The organism is Paenibacillus sp. CMM36 (genome assembly GCF_053570945.1).
Map to the genome: position 1 here is coordinate 1 of NZ_JBSEDY010000002.1, position 16,440 is coordinate 16,440.

Here is a 16,440-nt window from a genome sequence, read left to right on the forward strand (position 1 = left end):
GTCTGGGCCGTGTCTCAGTCCCAGTGTGGCCGATCACCCTCTCAGGTCGGCTACGCATCGTCGCCTTGGTAGGCCTTTACCCCACCAACTAGCTAATGCGCCGCAGGCCCATCCACAAGTGACAGATTGCTCCGTCTTTCCTCCTTCGCCCATGCAGGAAAAGGATGTATCGGGTATTAGCTACCGTTTCCGGTAGTTATCCCTGTCTTGTGGGCAGGTTGCCTACGTGTTACTCACCCGTCCGCCGCTAGGTTGTTTAGAAGCAAGCTTCTAAACAACCCCGCTCGACTTGCATGTATTAGGCACGCCGCCAGCGTTCGTCCTGAGCCAGGATCAAACTCTCCATTAAAGACCAACAGAAGTTAGTTTATAGAAAGAGCGATAAGCTCATTTTTAATGCTAGCGATCCTTCTTTATAAAAGAAGAAATCTTTGTTTCATCATCCATTTGTTCAGTTTTCAAAGAACTTGTCTGTTCTCGTTCGTTCAACGAGCCAGGAATTAGATCATATCATGTTAGTTACTTTCTTGTCAAATCTTTTTTTTTCGATTATCTTTTCAGCAACCTCGCTTCAAGAAATGATACTCTCAAAGCAACGTCTAATAATATATCATGCCTAAAGTTATTTAGCAAGCATTTATTTATATCTATTTTATTTCCTACTATACAACAGATAATAAGGCAGCCACCCCGCCCCAGAGCGGAATGACTGCACTCATTGCAAAACTATTATTCTTGTTCCAGCAGTCTGATAAATTCATCCTCATCTTCTATGGTGTCAATTCCGAGCTGTTGGGCCTTAGCCAGCTTACTCCCAGCCTTTTCACCAGCTATGACTAGATCCGTCTTTTTCGATACAGACCCCGCAACTTTGGCTCCCAGTGCCTCCAGCTTGGATGCAGCTTCGTCACGCGTAAGCTGATGCAAGGTACCTGTAAGCACGACCGTTTTGCCGCTGAAAAAGCTGTCTGTCTTCTTCTCCTGCGGAGCTTCAGGGGCCTGAGCTTTCACCCCTAGAGACAGCATCTTTTCAATTCCCGCCTGAGTAAATGGATCTGCAAAGAAAGCAACAATGCTTTCGGCTACAATCCCGCCCACATCCGGTAGTTCTATCAGTTCTTCCACCGTAGCGGACATCGTCTTGTGCAAATCACGGTAGTGTTCAGCCAACATGCGTGTTGTTGCTTTACCGGTATTCGGTATACCCAGAGCATAAAGGAAAGAAGCCAAATCTCTCTCTTTACTCTTTTCAAGTGCCGCCAAGAGGTTACTGGCCTTTTTCTCACCAAACCGCTCCAGCTTCACAAGATCATCATATTGGAGTGTATACAAATCCGCAGGCTCGCGCACTTCCAGTTCGTCATGCAGCTGTATGGCCGTTTTGTCACTGAATGTCTCAATATCCATAGCATCACGTGAAGCAAAATGGGAAATACGAGCTACAATTTGTGGTTTACACCCCAGCTTATTGTCGCAAAACAAATGGGCACCTCGCTGCTGTAACGGAAACCCGCAGGCTGGACAATGATCTGGTACGACAATTTCCTCCCCGTCGTTCTCAGACGTTACCTTTCCTAATATCTCCGGAATGACATCGTTTGAGCGACGGATAAACACACGTGCACCCAAAGCAAACTTCAGGTTTTTGCGCTCGATGTCACCAGCATTGTTCAGTGTACAATTTTGTACAGTGACTCCCGCCAGCTCTACCGGCTCTACCCTTGCGAGTGGGGTGATTTTACCGGTTCGTCCTACATTCCACTCAACCGAGTTAAGCACCGTTGTCGTTTCCTCGGCTTCGAACTTATATGCCACCGCCCAGCGTGGGAATTTATCGGTATACCCGAGAGCCTCACGTGTGCGCATATCTGTAATTTTCAATACTGCCCCATCAATAAGGTAATCCAATCCGGCACGAGACTCTTCGATCTCAATCAGTTGCTCCATTACATCTTCAAAATTATCAAAGTAAGTCAAGTAAGGGTTTACCTTAAAATGATTTTCGCGCAGGAAAGTCATCATTTCCTGGTGGCTGTTAAACTGGATACGGTCTGCATATCCCACATTGTAGAAAAATGCATTCAATCGCCGTTCTGCTGTCACTTTGGGATTCAAGTTACGCAAAGCACCAGCTGCGGCGTTGCGTGCATTTTTAAGAGGGTCCGCGGCAGTCTCATTATATTTGGACAATACAGAGAGATTCATGATCCCTTCTCCCTGTACTTCAATGGTTCCGTTTCGAAAAGGAATTGTAAGTGGCACGGATTTAATCGTCTTTACCTGTGCCAGTATTCCCTCACCCACCACCCCATTACCGCGGGTAGAAGCCTGTACAAGCTGTCCATCTGTATACGTCAGGTTTAGCGTCAGTCCATCGAATTTAAGTTCTATGGCATAGCCTGGAGATGGCAAAGGTGACTCCGGGTTCTTGGTATTGTAATCATTGACCAGCTTCACGACACGCGCGTTCCATGCACGCAGCTGTTCCATATTCTGAGCTTTATCAAGGCTCCATAATGGAGCCAGGTGGCGATGTGGTGTGAAACCTTTGAGTAACTCCCCGCCCACACGCTGTGTCGGCGAATCCGGCAGCACAAGACCGCTTGTCTGTTCGAGCGCTACCAGCTCGTCATAAAGCACATCATATTCTTTGTCGCTGATCTTGGGTTCATCCAGTGTGTAGTAATGATAGTTATATGTGTTCAGTTCAGCAACAAGCTGCTCCATCCTGTGCATTGGGTTCATGCAGGCGTATCCCTCCGGGAACTTCATCAGGGCAGAGGCTAAGCCAAACTGCCACTCATGAGGTTCGAGATTTAGTGATGTTTGAGATTTATTCTACTTTTGTAATAGGTGCAAAGCCAGCCAGCAGTCGTTTAACCCCTACTGGAGCCGGGAAAGCAATTTGAAGCTCCATATCATTACCAGTCCCTTTTACTGCGACAATGGTTCCAATTCCCCATTTGCCATGCTGCACCTTGTCTCCAGCAGCAAAAATGGAGGGGCCTCCTGCCGAAGCAGCCGGAGTCGGTTTCGCGGATGAAGATGTCGTTACGGTTACGCGGGGTGACGCGGAAGCGGACGAACCACTGCGGCTCATCGTATCAAACGAGCGTTCTCCACCAAAGTTGCTGCCACTACCTTTATTCAGTCCGCGCCCACCATAAGATCCGCCTACATTGCCTGAACGGCGGTAGCGGTCACGTTTGATGATCGTATCCTCTTTTAACTCGTCTGGAATCTCTTCGAGAAAGCGGGAAGGCGGGTTAGCCGTGGTGCGTCCAAACAAAGTGCGCATCTGTGCACATGTAAGGAACAGTTGCTCCTCTGCACGGGTTATGCCGACATACGCCAATCTGCGCTCTTCTTCCAGTTCTTCGTTATCCAGAAAGGCACGACTATGAGGGAACACTCCCTCCTCCATACCGACAATAAATACAATGGGAAACTCCAGACCTTTGGCGCTATGCATGGTCATCAATACAACCGCATCGCTTTGCTCTTCTTCGTCGTCATTCATGGAATCAATATCAGCAATCAGCGCAAGGTCGGTCAGGAAGGAGACGAGTGACTTGTCTTCCGCTCCTTTTTCAAATTCCATGGTTACCGACAGGAACTCATCAATATTCTCCAAACGCGAGCGTGACTCGAGTGTATTCTCGTTTTGCAGTTCCAATCGATATTGGGTGGTTTCCAGCATTTTTTCTGTTAACTCTGTAACCGACAGGTAGTCTACCATACGACTTAAACCTTCGATCATATCGTAAAACTCTACCAACGCATTGCGCGTACGTCCTGCAAAGCCCAAATCATCTACCACTTGAAGGACACGGAAAATCGAAACTCCACGTTCCGCTGCAGCTGCCTGCAATTTGCCGACAGTTGTGTCTCCGATGCTTCGTTTTGGCACATTAATGATTCGGATCAAACTGATGTCGTCGTCAGGATTGGAGAGCAGGCGAAGATACGCCAGCAAATCCTTAATTTCCTTCCGATCATAGAACTTGATACCGCCCACGATCTGATAAGGAATATCTGATTTAATCAGAATTTCCTCGACAACCCGAGACTGAGCATTCGTACGGTACAAAATGGCATGATGGCTATAGGTTTTGCCCGCTTTAATATTCTTATGAATTTCTGAGGCGATAAAGTAGCCCTCATCATGTTCAGAATCAGCACGGTAAACCTTAATCTTGGCGCCACCTTCTTTGTCAGTCCATAGTTTTTTCGGCTTGCGGCCTGTATTTTGACCAATGACTTCATTGGCAGCATTGAGAATATTCGAGGTGGACCGGTAGTTCTGCTCCAGCAAAATGGTACGCGCTTCCGGGTAGTCCTCTTCAAAATTCAAAATGTTGCTAATATCGGCACCTCGCCACCGATAGATGGATTGGTCACTGTCACCTACTACGCAAATCCGGTGATGCTTGTCGGCCAGCATTTTGCACAGCATGTACTGCGCACGGTTTGTATCCTGATATTCATCAACATGAATGTATTGAAATTTCTTCTGGTAGAAGTCCAGTACCTCAGGTACTTCTTTAAACAGCTGAATCGTTGCCATGATCAAATCATCAAAATCAAGAGAGTTGTTGTTTTTGAGCCGCTGTTGGTACTTGGTATATACCTTCGCCACAATCCCTTCAAAATAGTCGCCAATCTTGCGCTCATACATTTCGGGAGTGACCAGTTCATTTTTTGCCGTACTCATCATAGACTGAACCGCTTTGGGTTCAAATTTTTTGGTGTCTATATTCAGATCCTTCATGCAGCTCCGAATGACAGACAATTGATCCGTAGAATCCAAAATGCTGAAATTCGAGGTAAATCCAATCCGCTCGATATCCCGACGTAAAATACGCACACACATCGAGTGGAAGGTGGATACCCACACATCTCTTCCCTGTGGGCCAATCAGCTTGGATACGCGATCCTGCATCTCACGCGCGGCCTTGTTCGTAAAGGTAATCGCCAAAATGCCCCATGGAGCCGTCTTGCGGGTTGCGATGAGGTAGGCTATTCGGTGCGTGAGCACCCGTGTTTTACCACTGCCTGCGCCAGCCATAATCAGCAGCGGACCATCTACCGCCTCCACAGCCTGACGCTGAGGCGGATTAAGGCGAGCTACCGCCTCGTGTATATCTATTGATTGCATGCGTGCATGCTCCTTTCCCTGAGCTTCCATAAAATCACGTTCTATACTTCCAATTTCACAGCTATCGTCTCCAGCGCTTTCGCCAAGTCACGATAAATGATGTTTCCTACTACAATGGTGTCACAAACGGCAGCCGCTTGTAACGCGGTAGATTTATCCACGATTCCTCCCCCGTATAGGACACGAGAGTGCTCTGTACTGCGATGTATTTTTTGCACCAGCTCCATATCCCCAAAAGCACCGCTATATTCCACATATACAATCGGCAGATGCATGAGCTTGTCAGCAATCTGTGCATATGAGGTGGCAGATGAAGTATCCAGCGAAGTATCTGCTCCGGTAAGCTTAGCGACTGTAGAATCACCGTTCAAAACAATATATCCTTCCGTCACAAGCAAATCCCAAGGGATCATATAACCAAACTGTTCAATCGCACGTTGGTGCTGTCCTAGAATCCAATTACTGTCAGCGGTATTCAGTACCATAGGAATCATATATAGATCAAACCCTGGTACTACAGCTTCCAGATCGGACACCTCAAGCACACACGGCACCTCATAACGTCGAACCCTCGACAGCAAATCCACCGTATTTTCGTAGGTAATACCTGATGAACCTCCTACCATAATCGCATCCGTACCAGACATACACACGGCGTCAAGTGCCTCATCATCCAGTTCCTTTTCAGGATCAAGCTTAAACACATGCCTCCATGATTGAATTGAATCTGCCAACACACATTCCTCCAGCATCCATTGCTTTTGTCATGATCCAGTCGAACCGAATTCCAATATCCAAAAGCGTTCTATGCTAAGTCTATGACAGTGCTTAAAAGGTGTCAATGTTCGTATCAAATGGGAACACCCCGTTCAGACAGCTTAGGGGCGTAGCGCATACAACCAACTACGTTTACTAAGTTCTTTTTCCGTTAAAATATCTGTATAGAAACCTTGCACACCCATCTGTTCATACTCAGCCGCATCCTTCAACTCATTAATGGTATTTACGTAGCATACCGCTCCTGCCTGACGCAAACTTTCCACTAAAGCACCACTCACCCGATTCTCTGGTAAAGTTACTGCCGTTATATCATTTTGTTGTACAAATCGAATGATCTGGTCGTCCTTATCTTCTGTGGCATAGAGCGTATAAATAATGGATGGGTAAGGATAAATACTTCGTAACGTTCGCAACATTTCTTCATTATAAATTTGAGGAACAATACGGGACAAAAGCTCGGGATTTTTCTCCTGTGCCTGACGGGTCAGTTGCGCAAACAACTGTTTGATTTGGGCAGGGTCCTGTTCTTTCGTATCGGTCACAATATAAGCATCCGGGTATGTTTCCAATAAATCCAATACATCCTTCCAATCTACTGGGGTATAGGAACCGTGTATGGGGGTGTTCTTGAATTGATGATAGCTCCAAGGTTTTCCGCCCTGTTCCGTAGCAACTGCATGTTCCTGTTGCATTTGCACTGTAAAAGATTCTGTCCATTCATGGCGCGCCACCAATTGTCCATCCGATGTAAACATCAGGTCGACCTCGAATACGCGGCTGCCTTTTTTATAATTTTCCACAAACGCTTCACGCGCATTAGTATAGGCCAAACCATCAACGGCTCCCATGGCATGCGAAATCACACGGTGCATGGTAAAGCCAGTATGTTCTTCTGTAGATTTTCCTTTGTATGCCAGTAAAAATGTGCCGATTAACATTAAAAGAATAACCGAAACAATCAATCGTTTCATGGGGTGTCACATCCTTTTCGTACAGGTCAATACCCCACATACGCATGCTCAAAACAACTGCCAGACGCAAAAACACCCTCCGGCTAAACCGAAGGGTGCTTTTGTATTAATATGCGTTCTTGAAACCGTTGCGAATCGTGCGGAAAATAATTTTAATATCGAATAAGAGCGACCAGTTCTCAATATAGAAGATGTCATGCTTAATCCGTTCCTCAATAGATGTATCTCCACGCAACCCGTTGCTCTGTGCCCAGCCTGTGATTCCAGGACGAACATGATGCTTCACCATGTATTTTGGAATTTCCTCACGGAACTGATCCACATAATAGGGGCGTTCTGGGCGTGGACCAACGACACTCATATCACCCAGCAGAACGTTGAAAAATTGAGGCAGCTCGTCGAGACTCGTTTTACGAATAAAAGTACCAAAACGTGTGCGTCTTGGGTCATTAGCAGTCGTCCAGCCCGTATCTTCAGTTCCAGGAGGCAGCACCTTCATCGAACGAAATTTGTACATTCGGAAGGTGCGACGGTTCAAGCCTACCCGCTCCTGCTTAAAAATGATTGGCCCTCTGGATGTAATCATCACACCAATCGCTACTGCTAGCATGATCGGAGAGGTCAGGAGAATCGCGAATAAAGAGAATAAAATATCGAATAGGCGCTTAAACAATCGATTCCCCGCTACATCCAGTGGAATATCCCGCACATTGATCATCGGCATACCTGCAAAGTTATCAAAGTACGGGCGAGCCGGCAAATAATCGAAAAAGTCGGGGATTATAAGCGTGCGCACTCCAGCCTTTTCACACATGTTGATAATCTTGGGGTACTTATCATGAGCATCCAGCGGCAGCGCCAGAATGACCTCGTCAATCATCAGACGCGACAGCGTAGCCTCCAATTGATCTAAGCCTCCAAGAATCGGGCGGAAATGCGCCTCTTCCTCTTCACTCCAATGCCGCTTATCATCCAGAAAACCCACTACCTCGTATCCCAGATCAGGATACTGTCCAAGGTTATGATAAAATCGCTGGCCTAGAGTACCCGCCCCAAGAATAAGCATGAATTGTTTGTTGTACCCTTTTTGACGGAGAGCTTTAAGAACTTGCTTCAAGAAAAATCGATAAAACAAAATAAGCAGCACGTTTCCAACCATATAGATTGCCAGATAGGACCGCGAGATATCAATTTGTTTCACGAAGAACATCACACTCAACAGCACGAACAGTCCAACGATATGAATCTGGGTGACGCGAAATACATCATCTGCAAATCGTTTTTTGCGTTTGGGCGAATAGAGCGAAAATAACATCCCCAGCACTACGGCAATCAGGCCGTAGATTAAGCTCCAGCCTCCATATACTTGAATAGGAAGCGGTTCTGTATAGGTGATCCATTCACTTTCAAATTTGAAAAACCAAGCGATCAGAAAGGACAACTGAATGACCGCGAAATCCGCCACAATATATAATTGGGTTAAAAAACGCTGATTTCTGCGTATCATGCTTTCACCTCAGTATGAGATTGTTCCCCGCCGTCCGGCTTGACCGGTGCGGACAACTTATTTTTCAGGAAAGCCATTCCAAATTTCACGGCAATCCCCGCATATACAGCCATATTGGTGATCCAACTGTATTGCTGTTTATAATGCTTACGATGAAATACCCACATAGCTCTATGAAACTCATAAATAATTTTCAAAGGACGGCGGCGAGCGCTGCCCCCTTTGATATGAATAATATATGTGCGCGGGTAGTAGTAAATGCCCCACCCGGCTTGCTTAATCCGGTAGCACCAGTCAATATCCTCACCATACATAAAAAAGGTTTCGTCCAACCCCCCGACCTGGTCAATCGTCTCCCGGCGTACTAGCATAAAAGCACCTACCAGTACATCTACTGGATACTCATCATCCGGGCTTAGATGCCCAAGCTGATATTGATTGTACTTCGGGCTATCCGGGTAACGCTTCGACCAGCCGAAAGCGTAGTAAAAAGAAGCTGACGGCGTTGGAAATCCACGCTTGCATGCCTTATCCAGCGAACCATCCGGCAGGATGACCTTACAGCCCGATGCTCCCATCTCCGGATGCGTATCCATAAACGGAATCATCGTATCCAGTGTGTCCGGCTGCACCAGCGTATCGGAATTCAATAGCAATATATAACGTCCGCCGGCTACTTCCATTCCCTGATTGTTTGCCTTGGCAAAACCTGTATTATCCTCATTGGCTATCAACATAATCTCCGGGTATGCAGCACGAATAGCCTCAACAGATCCGTCACTGGAGTGATTATCAATAACAATCACTTCATATCGGTATTGCGTCTCGGACGCATACACCGACTGCAAACAATCCAGCGTCAATTGACACGTATTATAGTTGACGACCAGTATGCTTACATCCATATTTAAAACGCTCCTGACAAATTCAGTAATCTATTCTACTATCGCCTATTATAGCATACCGCGCAGACCACGGGGCGCAAAAAAGCACATAACTTGTAACCTTACATAGTTTAGAAGGATTATGCAAAATTCGATTCCTGTCACTCCAAAGCGCAAATATAGACAAACGAAATCATTTCGATCTATATATTGTTCATTGGAAGTCGTTTATTAGATTTTTGTAAAATCCTCGGTTGAGGTCTAAAATTCATCGTGGTAAGATATACATGGAAAAAGGGCTGGTGCCAGCCAGCCCCTGCGCAACCAACGCTCCAAGAGCGGACGGTTTTGGAACAATCAGGCCGAAAATAGACCCTTCCTTGCGGGGGCGGTCTATTTTCGTTTGTTAAACTCTAACAGTGTGACGATTAACGCCCCGAACGTCAGCATTAAACTGAGCGCCTCAAACACTGTCACAGGCTTCACCCCCCTCCTCGGGAGAGTTAGCCGACCGCCCTTGCCAGCTCTATCGGTTGCACGTTTCAATTATACTATATTTTTCCATAAAGGAACACGCATTCGATGGTATTTTATCTAGTATTCATTTGCACCTTTGACTATTTGACGCTTATATATGGAAAAAAGTTTCAATATTTTTCTTTCCATACCTCTATAACTTCCTCAATACGAAAACCAACTTATAAATCCAGTTGTCCAACCGTGACTGTCTATAAAATGGACGGCTTGGGGCCAAAAACAACCTCACCAAAAGAGGAGGTGCATAAGTAAATCCACCAGTCATGCATGATAATGTTATCCAAAGAAGTCGGAATTCTCTTTTTCACGAGTTGGAGTGTTTCTTTATTGATCACCACAGTACAACCTGCACATACATTCTCAATGAGAGCATTATAGAAGGATACAGGTCGGGGGATGTCAGCTGCCTGAGCAAGTTTATTCGGCATCCATACATCATCCTGATCACAAAAAGCGTAATAATCGAATGTCATTGAACTTGATTGACATATGTGGCTACATAATAAAATCTCCCAATCATGATATGATGGGAGATCGCTATAGATATAATGTGCCTTTACTTACTCGAGCTTGCCAGATACTCTTTTAAGAAATCCCGCAATCCCTCACGCCAAGAACGTAAATCATGTAACCCATTTGTCCGGATCGCTATATGCTCCATAACAGAATTACGTGGCCGCGCTGCTGGTCTGGGGAATTGCTCTGTGCTGCATGGCTCCAATTTCGCTGTGATCTTGGCATCTAATATTTCCGCCGCATCCTGTAAAATAGCTTGCGTAAATTCATGCCAAGTACAGAAACCACTATTGGATGCATGGTATACGCCATATTTCTCCGTTTGCATCAATTCCGCCAAAAAACGTGCCAAATCCACCGTATAAGTAGGTGAACCCTTCTGATCATTCACTACCTGGAGAAGCGGCTTCTCCTGTCCAAGCTTCAGCATCGTTTTCACAAAATTGTTCCCGTGCAATCCATATACCCAAGATGTACGAACAATAAAGTACCTGGAGGAAAGTGTTTGGGTCAACACTTCTCCCGCACGTTTGGACTTTCCGTAGATACTCTGTGGATTGGTATTATCGTACTCATGATATGGCTGTTTTGCCGTTCCATCGAACACATAATCTGTGCTGATATAAACCAGCTTGGCTCCAACCTTTTCCGCAGCCAGAGCCATATTACGTGTACCTGCCGCGTTGACTTGATAAGCCCCGTCTACATCGGTCTCCGCTGCATCCACAGCCGTATACGCTGCACAGTGGATTACGACATCAGGTTGATATTGTCCTACAATTTTCACAGTCTGCTGCAAATCCGTGATATCCAATTGTTCCCGATCGTAACCAAGGACATCATGTCCTTGCTCTTGAAAAACCTTTACTACGTCTTTACCAAGTTGGCCGGATGCTCCAGTGACCAGTACCTTCATTCTACACATCCCCCAAGCGGGAACCGTACTGCTTTGCATAGTATTGTTGATATTCACCAGATTGAATGCGAGTCCACCATTCTTCGTTGTCCAAATACCAGCGAATCGTTTCTTTAATGCCGGTTTCAAAAGAATGCTTTGGCTTCCAGCCCAGCTCATTCATGGTCTTTGTAGGATCAATCCCATAGCGGCGGTCATGACCTGGACGATCCTGCACATACGAAATCAGAGATTCTGGCTTGCCCAGCTCCTCCAATACCGTTTTGACGATATGCACATTTGTCCGCTCGTTATTTCCCCCGATATTGTATACTTCACCCAGTTTACCCTGATGAATGACCAGATCAATGGCGCTGCAATGATCCTCTACATACAACCAATCGCGAATGTTCAAGCCATCCCCGTATACAGGTAGCTGTTGATCGCTCAGTGCACGGGAGATCATTAGCGGGATCAATTTCTCAGGAAACTGATATGGACCATAGTTGTTAGAACAACGCGTGATATTTACTGGTAAACCGAAGGTTTCATGATATGCACGAACTAGCAAATCGCCGCCTGCCTTGGATGCAGAATAAGGACTATTAGGTTGCAACGGAGTTTCCTCCGTAAACAATCCTGTTTCTCCGAGAGAACCGTACACCTCATCTGTTGATACCTGTACAAACTTTGTCACGTTATATTTCTTGGCTGCGTCCAGTAGCACTTGTGTACCCAACACGTTTGTTTTCACAAACACTTCCGGTTCCAGAATACTCCGATCGACATGTGACTCTGCTGCAAAATTAACCACCACATCAATTCCCTGCTGCATCAGCTGGTCGATGGCTTGTGCGTCGGTAATATCTACTTTGATGAAGCTATGTTTGGGGTTATTTTCAATGGACTTCAAATTTTCCAGGTTACCTGCATAGGTAAGAGCATCTATATTTACTATTTCGTAATCCGGATGCTGTTTTAACATATACAATACAAAGTTACTGCCTATAAATCCGGCCCCGCCGGTGACAAGAAGTTTCATACTGACCTCCTAAATTTAATTATCCGTTATTTTAGTGTTAAACGTATAGTACTTATGCCCAAAGTAATTAAACACTGTGTAGAGACCCGATGCAATTAAAATCGAAACGTTCCCAACTCCTATAACATTTAAAATCAATAATTTATCCATATACTCCAATAATGGCATTAAAAAATACCCTATGAAATAAGAGGTTACATAAGAAAGTATAGTTACAAAGGTAAATTTCAAAGTCTGACTTAAATACCATTCATTCACCTTGAAAGTAAAATTCCTATTCAGAAAAAAACTACAAATTCCACCAATTATATTTCCACAACTTGTTGAAATCCAATAATTGAAATGAAATAAATTATAAAAAAGATAAATACTAGACAAACCAATTAAAGTATTAATAACCCCTACTAAAAGAAATCTCAGGAACTCAAATCTTTTTATAATATTCATAAATTATAGGGCTCTTTTTCTTGTTGCTGAGCTTCTATTTCAATATTTATAGTTTCTCTTACAAGAAATAGCGGTCTACGTTTACTCTCACCATATACACGACCAATATATTCTCCAATGATTCCAATTGTAATTAACTGAACTCCCCCCAAAAACAATACAGTAACCATAAGAGATGGATAGCCAGGAACCGGATTTCCATATATCAATGTATTTATCATTAAAAAAAAGTGCACGGATCAATGCAAAAATTGACACAATGAAGCCTAAATACATAGCAAGTTGTAGAGGAGCAAAGCTAAAAGATGTAATCCCTTCAATAGCAAAATTCCATAACTTCCAATAATTAAAACTGGTTTTCCCAGCAAATCTTGCATCCCGAAGATACGATATACTTGTCTGTTTAAATCCTACCCAACTAAAAAGCCCCTTCATAAATCGGTGACTTTCTGGTAAGTTATTTACAGCATTAACAACTTGTCTAGACATCAAACGAAAATCCCCAGTATCGGCCGGAATATCTATTTTCGTTATTCGTCTTATAAATTTATAAAAAAAACTGGCTGTTGCTTTCTTTATGAAAGTCTCTCCATCCCTTTTAGTTCTTGTTGCATAGACAACATCGTATCCTTCTTGCCACTTTTCAACCATCAAGGGAATGAGTTCAGGTGGATCTTGCAAATCGGCATCTATAGGGATTACTATATCCCCCTTAGAATATTTCAAACCTGCACTCATTGCAATTTCCTTACCAAAATTTCTAGACAAATCAATGACCTTGATTCTGTAATCAGTAGAGGCAATTTCTCTTAATCTAGCATGAGTATTGTCTTTGCTACCATCATTAATACATATGATTTCATAATCATAGTTATGCTTATTTAGTACTTCTGAAATGCGTTCATAAAAAAAATCAATGTTGTCAATTTCATTATACATAGGTACAACTAATGACATCTTAAATTTCATTCTTATATCCCCTCTTAATTCAAGCCTACTTACTTCTAGTGATCTAAATCCCCAACTTGAATATACGGATCGTCCCCTTCAGTGTATAAGTTAGTGGAATCACCATCAAAACCCTTTAACTCAACTTGTGCAGTTTCTTTGATTTTGTTACGTAGCGCACTCCCCTTAAGAACCAAGGCTTTTTTATTTTTCTCTGTAATAATAATTGATTTAATAGGTACTAACTTATGAGGGGTAGTTCCTATGTCAAATCTGAACTTTTGAATATGATTTAATGGAATACTAGTTTTAAATACTTTGTTATGATCTAGTTGCTGACTGATGGAATCCTTTTCGTTAAAGCCATTACCCCTGTCATAAAACAGTTGAAAAATATCAGTTTGAGGATACTTAAACTCAACCTGAATATCAACATCTTCTGTATAATCATTTATGAATTTCAACTGCGGATCATACCCATTAGTGTATATGTTTAATATACCACTCTCTGCTTTTATCTTGGAAATATCATGAAGTGGATAAAATAGACTTTCCAACTTTTTTGCATCATATTTCAGATGAACATTATTATTATCGAATTCGATACTCTTTATTTGTACATTCTGATTTGTTAAAATACCGGGATCTAATCTGAAACTATAAATTGGCTTATTGGGCAGTTCAAAGAACAGTCTATTCCCATCAGCTTGATTATAAATATATGCTTTTGATGAATCCTTTTCATTGATACCATCACCAATATCATAGTATAGCTGGTACATATTAACTTTTGCTTTCTCCAACTCAACTATCATCGTTGGCTTGTCAATGCTAACAGATGCTAAATTATAATATTTTGCAAAATGATCATTGGAAGTATAACTCGGATTTAAAGAAATATCATAAATAAAAACATAGCTATTCTCTTTGGCTGTTAACTTTGGAAGTTTTACAACCCTTTCCCCCTGTTCTAGATTCTTATTCACGATTTGAAGTCTTTGAGCACTTTCCTCTGCAATTAATTTATATTGAGTATACACATTATGCATTGTAATGTATAAAGGAATAATGGATGCAACCAACACAACAACAAGTAGCTTCTTGTTCGGTTTTACTATCATAGTTATTGAAATAATAATCATTACAGCCCCACCAAAAGCTGCACGAAGAGGAAATTCGGGAGAAGCCACCATTGCTACATAAGAAAGGAAGCCTGTGAACATAATTAGTAAAGCAATCCAGAGAACCCTTTTAGAGCTTTTATAGTTTTTGTAAACATAAAATAATATCGCTACAAAAAGTATTAGGAATAAATATCTCTGGTCTTGCAACAATATTCCTTTCATAGTTTGTAAAAAGTTAATTATCTGATCTTTAAAACCAACGTTAAAGTACATAGTCTCTTTTCTGACTTTGTTTCCAGGAGCCAGTACCAAATAAACAAACCCTATAAGGCAGCCAATAATTCCACTAAAAAACCATAAAGGCAGTTCAATTTTCTTCTTTAGAGCAATAAAAAAAGAAATCCCTACAAATGCTACTGCTATTACAGCAGTATTTTCTTGACTCCAACCTGCTAAAATACCCAAAAAAAACATTGTCAGTATTGTTATTAAATTATTTTTTAGTACATATTTGTTATCAATAAGAAATCTATATGGGAATAAAAATATTAAAATAAAAACAGTAGCCCAGAGATAGTTCACGGAACCCGCTAACCAAAAAGCTGTTTGACCCAAAACAGGAAGCATAAACCAGCACATCAAAGAAACGAGTAAGAAAATACCTAAATCTTCCCTAGTGTTAAATTTTCTTATTTTTGAGAAGGAGCAGATTAAAAACAACAACAATACATAAAAAAATGCATTTACAATATTGAATACATCTTTGCCTAACCATAGAAATAATTGTACAAAAAAGTGTACTATTACTCTTCCGGTCCAATTATGGTACAAATAATTTTGAGATTGAAAAATATCAGTTAAACTTTCAATCTTTTGATTTGTGCCCATAATAAAGCTGTAGGCAAACTCATCATTCCAGTACGGCACAAAATAATTAATTCTGAGCATGTATAAATACATGCTCACGGCCAAAGTGATGATAATTAAACGGTATATATTTAAATACTTATCATCCACTTTTATTTCCAACTTCATAAATAAATTCATCCTCTATATTCCGATTTTGAAGCAAAGAAATTTAAATCTCAGCAGCTCCCAATAAAGGATGGCATTCATCTTTCTGAGATAGTATAGGCTTAGATACGGGCCAATCAATTCCGAGCGCAGGATCATTCCACAAAATACCTCGGTCATGTGCTGAAGAGTAATATTCATCAACTTTATACAAGACTTCCGTGTTTGGTGTTAATGTGCAAAAACCATGAGCAAATCCTTTTGGGACCAATAATTGCTTCTTATTATATTGGCTGAGAATTACTCCTACCCATTGCCCAAATGTTTTCGAATCACGTCGAATATCTACAATGACATCATAAATAGCACCAGCAACAACACGAACTAATTTAGTCTGAGCTTTGGGGGATAGTTGATAGTGCAAACCACGAAGGACGCCTGGTTCAGCAGATAATGAATGATTATCTTGAGTGAATTCATAATTAATTCCTAAGCTGTTCATCACATTTTGATTGTAACTTTCCATAAAAAAACCTCGGTGATCCCCATGAACCACCGGTTCAATAAGCAGAGCACCCTTCAGTTTTAACTCATGTACTTTCATATAATTAACCCCC

The 16,440-nt window shown here is 42.5% G+C and carries 14 protein-coding genes and 1 rRNA gene; all 15 read right to left on the reverse strand.

Going from position 1 to position 16,440, the window contains the following annotated elements:
• A 16S ribosomal RNA gene (locus tag ACWA2B_RS04110) occupies positions 1-349 on the reverse strand; the annotation flags it as partial.
• Between the two features lie 380 nt (positions 350-729).
• A complete protein-coding gene (gene ligA, locus ACWA2B_RS04115) occupies positions 730-2,745 on the reverse strand; it encodes an NAD-dependent DNA ligase LigA (RefSeq protein WP_029514508.1) in 2,016 nt (671 codons plus the stop codon).
• 88 nt (positions 2,746-2,833) lie between these two features.
• On the reverse strand, positions 2,834-5,158 hold the full coding sequence (gene pcrA / locus ACWA2B_RS04120) for a DNA helicase PcrA (protein WP_029514509.1): 2,325 nt from the start codon (positions 5,156-5,158) through the stop codon (positions 2,834-2,836).
• Positions 5,159-5,199: 41 nt separating this feature from the next.
• Positions 5,200-5,910 (reverse strand): heptaprenylglyceryl phosphate synthase, encoded by a 711-nt coding sequence (locus ACWA2B_RS04125; RefSeq protein ID WP_069010718.1) that lies wholly within the window; start codon positions 5,908-5,910, stop codon positions 5,200-5,202.
• Between the two features lie 126 nt (positions 5,911-6,036).
• A complete protein-coding gene (locus ACWA2B_RS04130) occupies positions 6,037-6,909 on the reverse strand; it encodes a phosphatidylinositol-specific phospholipase C/glycerophosphodiester phosphodiesterase family protein (RefSeq protein ID WP_342434526.1) in 873 nt (290 codons plus the stop codon).
• A 106-nt stretch (positions 6,910-7,015) separates the two neighbouring features.
• Positions 7,016-8,416 carry an undecaprenyl-phosphate glucose phosphotransferase gene (locus tag ACWA2B_RS04135; RefSeq protein WP_039271378.1) on the reverse strand — a complete coding sequence of 467 codons (1,401 nt, stop codon included), beginning with the start codon at positions 8,414-8,416 and terminating at the stop codon, positions 7,016-7,018.
• Entirely contained in the window at positions 8,413-9,321 is a 909-nt protein-coding gene (locus ACWA2B_RS04140; RefSeq protein WP_029514513.1) for a glycosyltransferase family 2 protein, read from the reverse strand. The genes ACWA2B_RS04135 and ACWA2B_RS04140 overlap by 4 nt, the downstream gene beginning before the upstream one ends.
• A 372-nt stretch (positions 9,322-9,693) precedes the next feature.
• Complete coding sequence (locus ACWA2B_RS04145; RefSeq protein WP_219727884.1) at positions 9,694-9,786, reverse strand: putative holin-like toxin; 93 nt, start codon at positions 9,784-9,786, stop codon at positions 9,694-9,696.
• Between the two features lie 242 nt (positions 9,787-10,028).
• The gene (locus ACWA2B_RS04150) at positions 10,029-10,265 is read right to left on the reverse strand and encodes a glycosyltransferase family protein (protein ID WP_029514514.1); all 237 of its coding nucleotides are present in this window, start codon (positions 10,263-10,265) and stop codon (positions 10,029-10,031) included.
• A 128-nt stretch (positions 10,266-10,393) separates the two neighbouring features.
• Positions 10,394-11,269, reverse strand: a complete 876-nt coding sequence (gene rfbD / locus ACWA2B_RS04155) for a dTDP-4-dehydrorhamnose reductase (RefSeq protein ID WP_449291727.1) — start codon at positions 11,267-11,269, stop codon at positions 10,394-10,396.
• Between the two features lies 1 nt (position 11,270).
• Complete coding sequence (rfbB, locus tag ACWA2B_RS04160; RefSeq protein ID WP_029514516.1) at positions 11,271-12,290, reverse strand: dTDP-glucose 4,6-dehydratase; 1,020 nt, start codon at positions 12,288-12,290, stop codon at positions 11,271-11,273.
• A gap of 15 nt (positions 12,291-12,305) precedes the next feature.
• On the reverse strand, positions 12,306-12,737 hold the full coding sequence (locus ACWA2B_RS04165; protein WP_029514517.1) for a GtrA family protein: 432 nt from the start codon (positions 12,735-12,737) through the stop codon (positions 12,306-12,308).
• 87 nt (positions 12,738-12,824) lie between these two features.
• On the reverse strand, positions 12,825-13,706 hold the full coding sequence (locus ACWA2B_RS04170) for a glycosyltransferase family 2 protein (protein WP_449291728.1): 882 nt from the start codon (positions 13,704-13,706) through the stop codon (positions 12,825-12,827).
• A gap of 35 nt (positions 13,707-13,741) precedes the next feature.
• Complete coding sequence (locus tag ACWA2B_RS04175; protein ID WP_029514519.1) at positions 13,742-15,844, reverse strand: DUF3329 domain-containing protein; 2,103 nt, start codon at positions 15,842-15,844, stop codon at positions 13,742-13,744.
• A 43-nt stretch (positions 15,845-15,887) separates the two neighbouring features.
• Complete coding sequence (gene rfbC, locus ACWA2B_RS04180) at positions 15,888-16,427, reverse strand: dTDP-4-dehydrorhamnose 3,5-epimerase (RefSeq protein ID WP_029514520.1); 540 nt, start codon at positions 16,425-16,427, stop codon at positions 15,888-15,890.
• Between the last annotated feature and the right edge of the window lie 13 nt (positions 16,428-16,440).

Coding starts and splice junctions, on each gene's coding strand:
- ACWA2B_RS04165 (WP_029514517.1), bottom strand. CDS start 12,737: ATGAATATTATAAAAAGATTTGAGTTCCTGAGATTTCTTTTAGTAGGG.
- rfbB (WP_029514516.1), bottom strand. CDS start 12,290: ATGAAACTTCTTGTCACCGGCGGGGCCGGATTTATAGGCAGTAACTTT.
- rfbC (WP_029514520.1), bottom strand. CDS start 16,427: ATGAAAGTACATGAGTTAAAACTGAAGGGTGCTCTGCTTATTGAACCG.
- ACWA2B_RS04175 (WP_029514519.1), bottom strand. CDS start 15,844: ATGAAGTTGGAAATAAAAGTGGATGATAAGTATTTAAATATATACCGT.
- ACWA2B_RS04150 (WP_029514514.1), bottom strand. CDS start 10,265: ATGCCGAATAAACTTGCTCAGGCAGCTGACATCCCCCGACCTGTATCC.
- ACWA2B_RS04140 (WP_029514513.1), bottom strand. CDS start 9,321: ATGGATGTAAGCATACTGGTCGTCAACTATAATACGTGTCAATTGACG.
- rfbD (WP_449291727.1), bottom strand. CDS start 11,269: ATGAAGGTACTGGTCACTGGAGCATCCGGCCAACTTGGTAAAGACGTA.
- ACWA2B_RS04130 (WP_342434526.1), bottom strand. CDS start 6,909: ATGAAACGATTGATTGTTTCGGTTATTCTTTTAATGTTAATCGGCACA.
- pcrA (WP_029514509.1), bottom strand. CDS start 5,158: ATGCAATCAATAGATATACACGAGGCGGTAGCTCGCCTTAATCCGCCT.
- ACWA2B_RS04135 (WP_039271378.1), bottom strand. CDS start 8,416: ATGATACGCAGAAATCAGCGTTTTTTAACCCAATTATATATTGTGGCG.
- ligA (WP_029514508.1), bottom strand. CDS start 2,745: ATGAACCCAATGCACAGGATGGAGCAGCTTGTTGCTGAACTGAACACA.
- ACWA2B_RS04125 (WP_069010718.1), bottom strand. CDS start 5,910: ATGCTGGAGGAATGTGTGTTGGCAGATTCAATTCAATCATGGAGGCAT.
- ACWA2B_RS04170 (WP_449291728.1), bottom strand. CDS start 13,706: ATGAAATTTAAGATGTCATTAGTTGTACCTATGTATAATGAAATTGAC.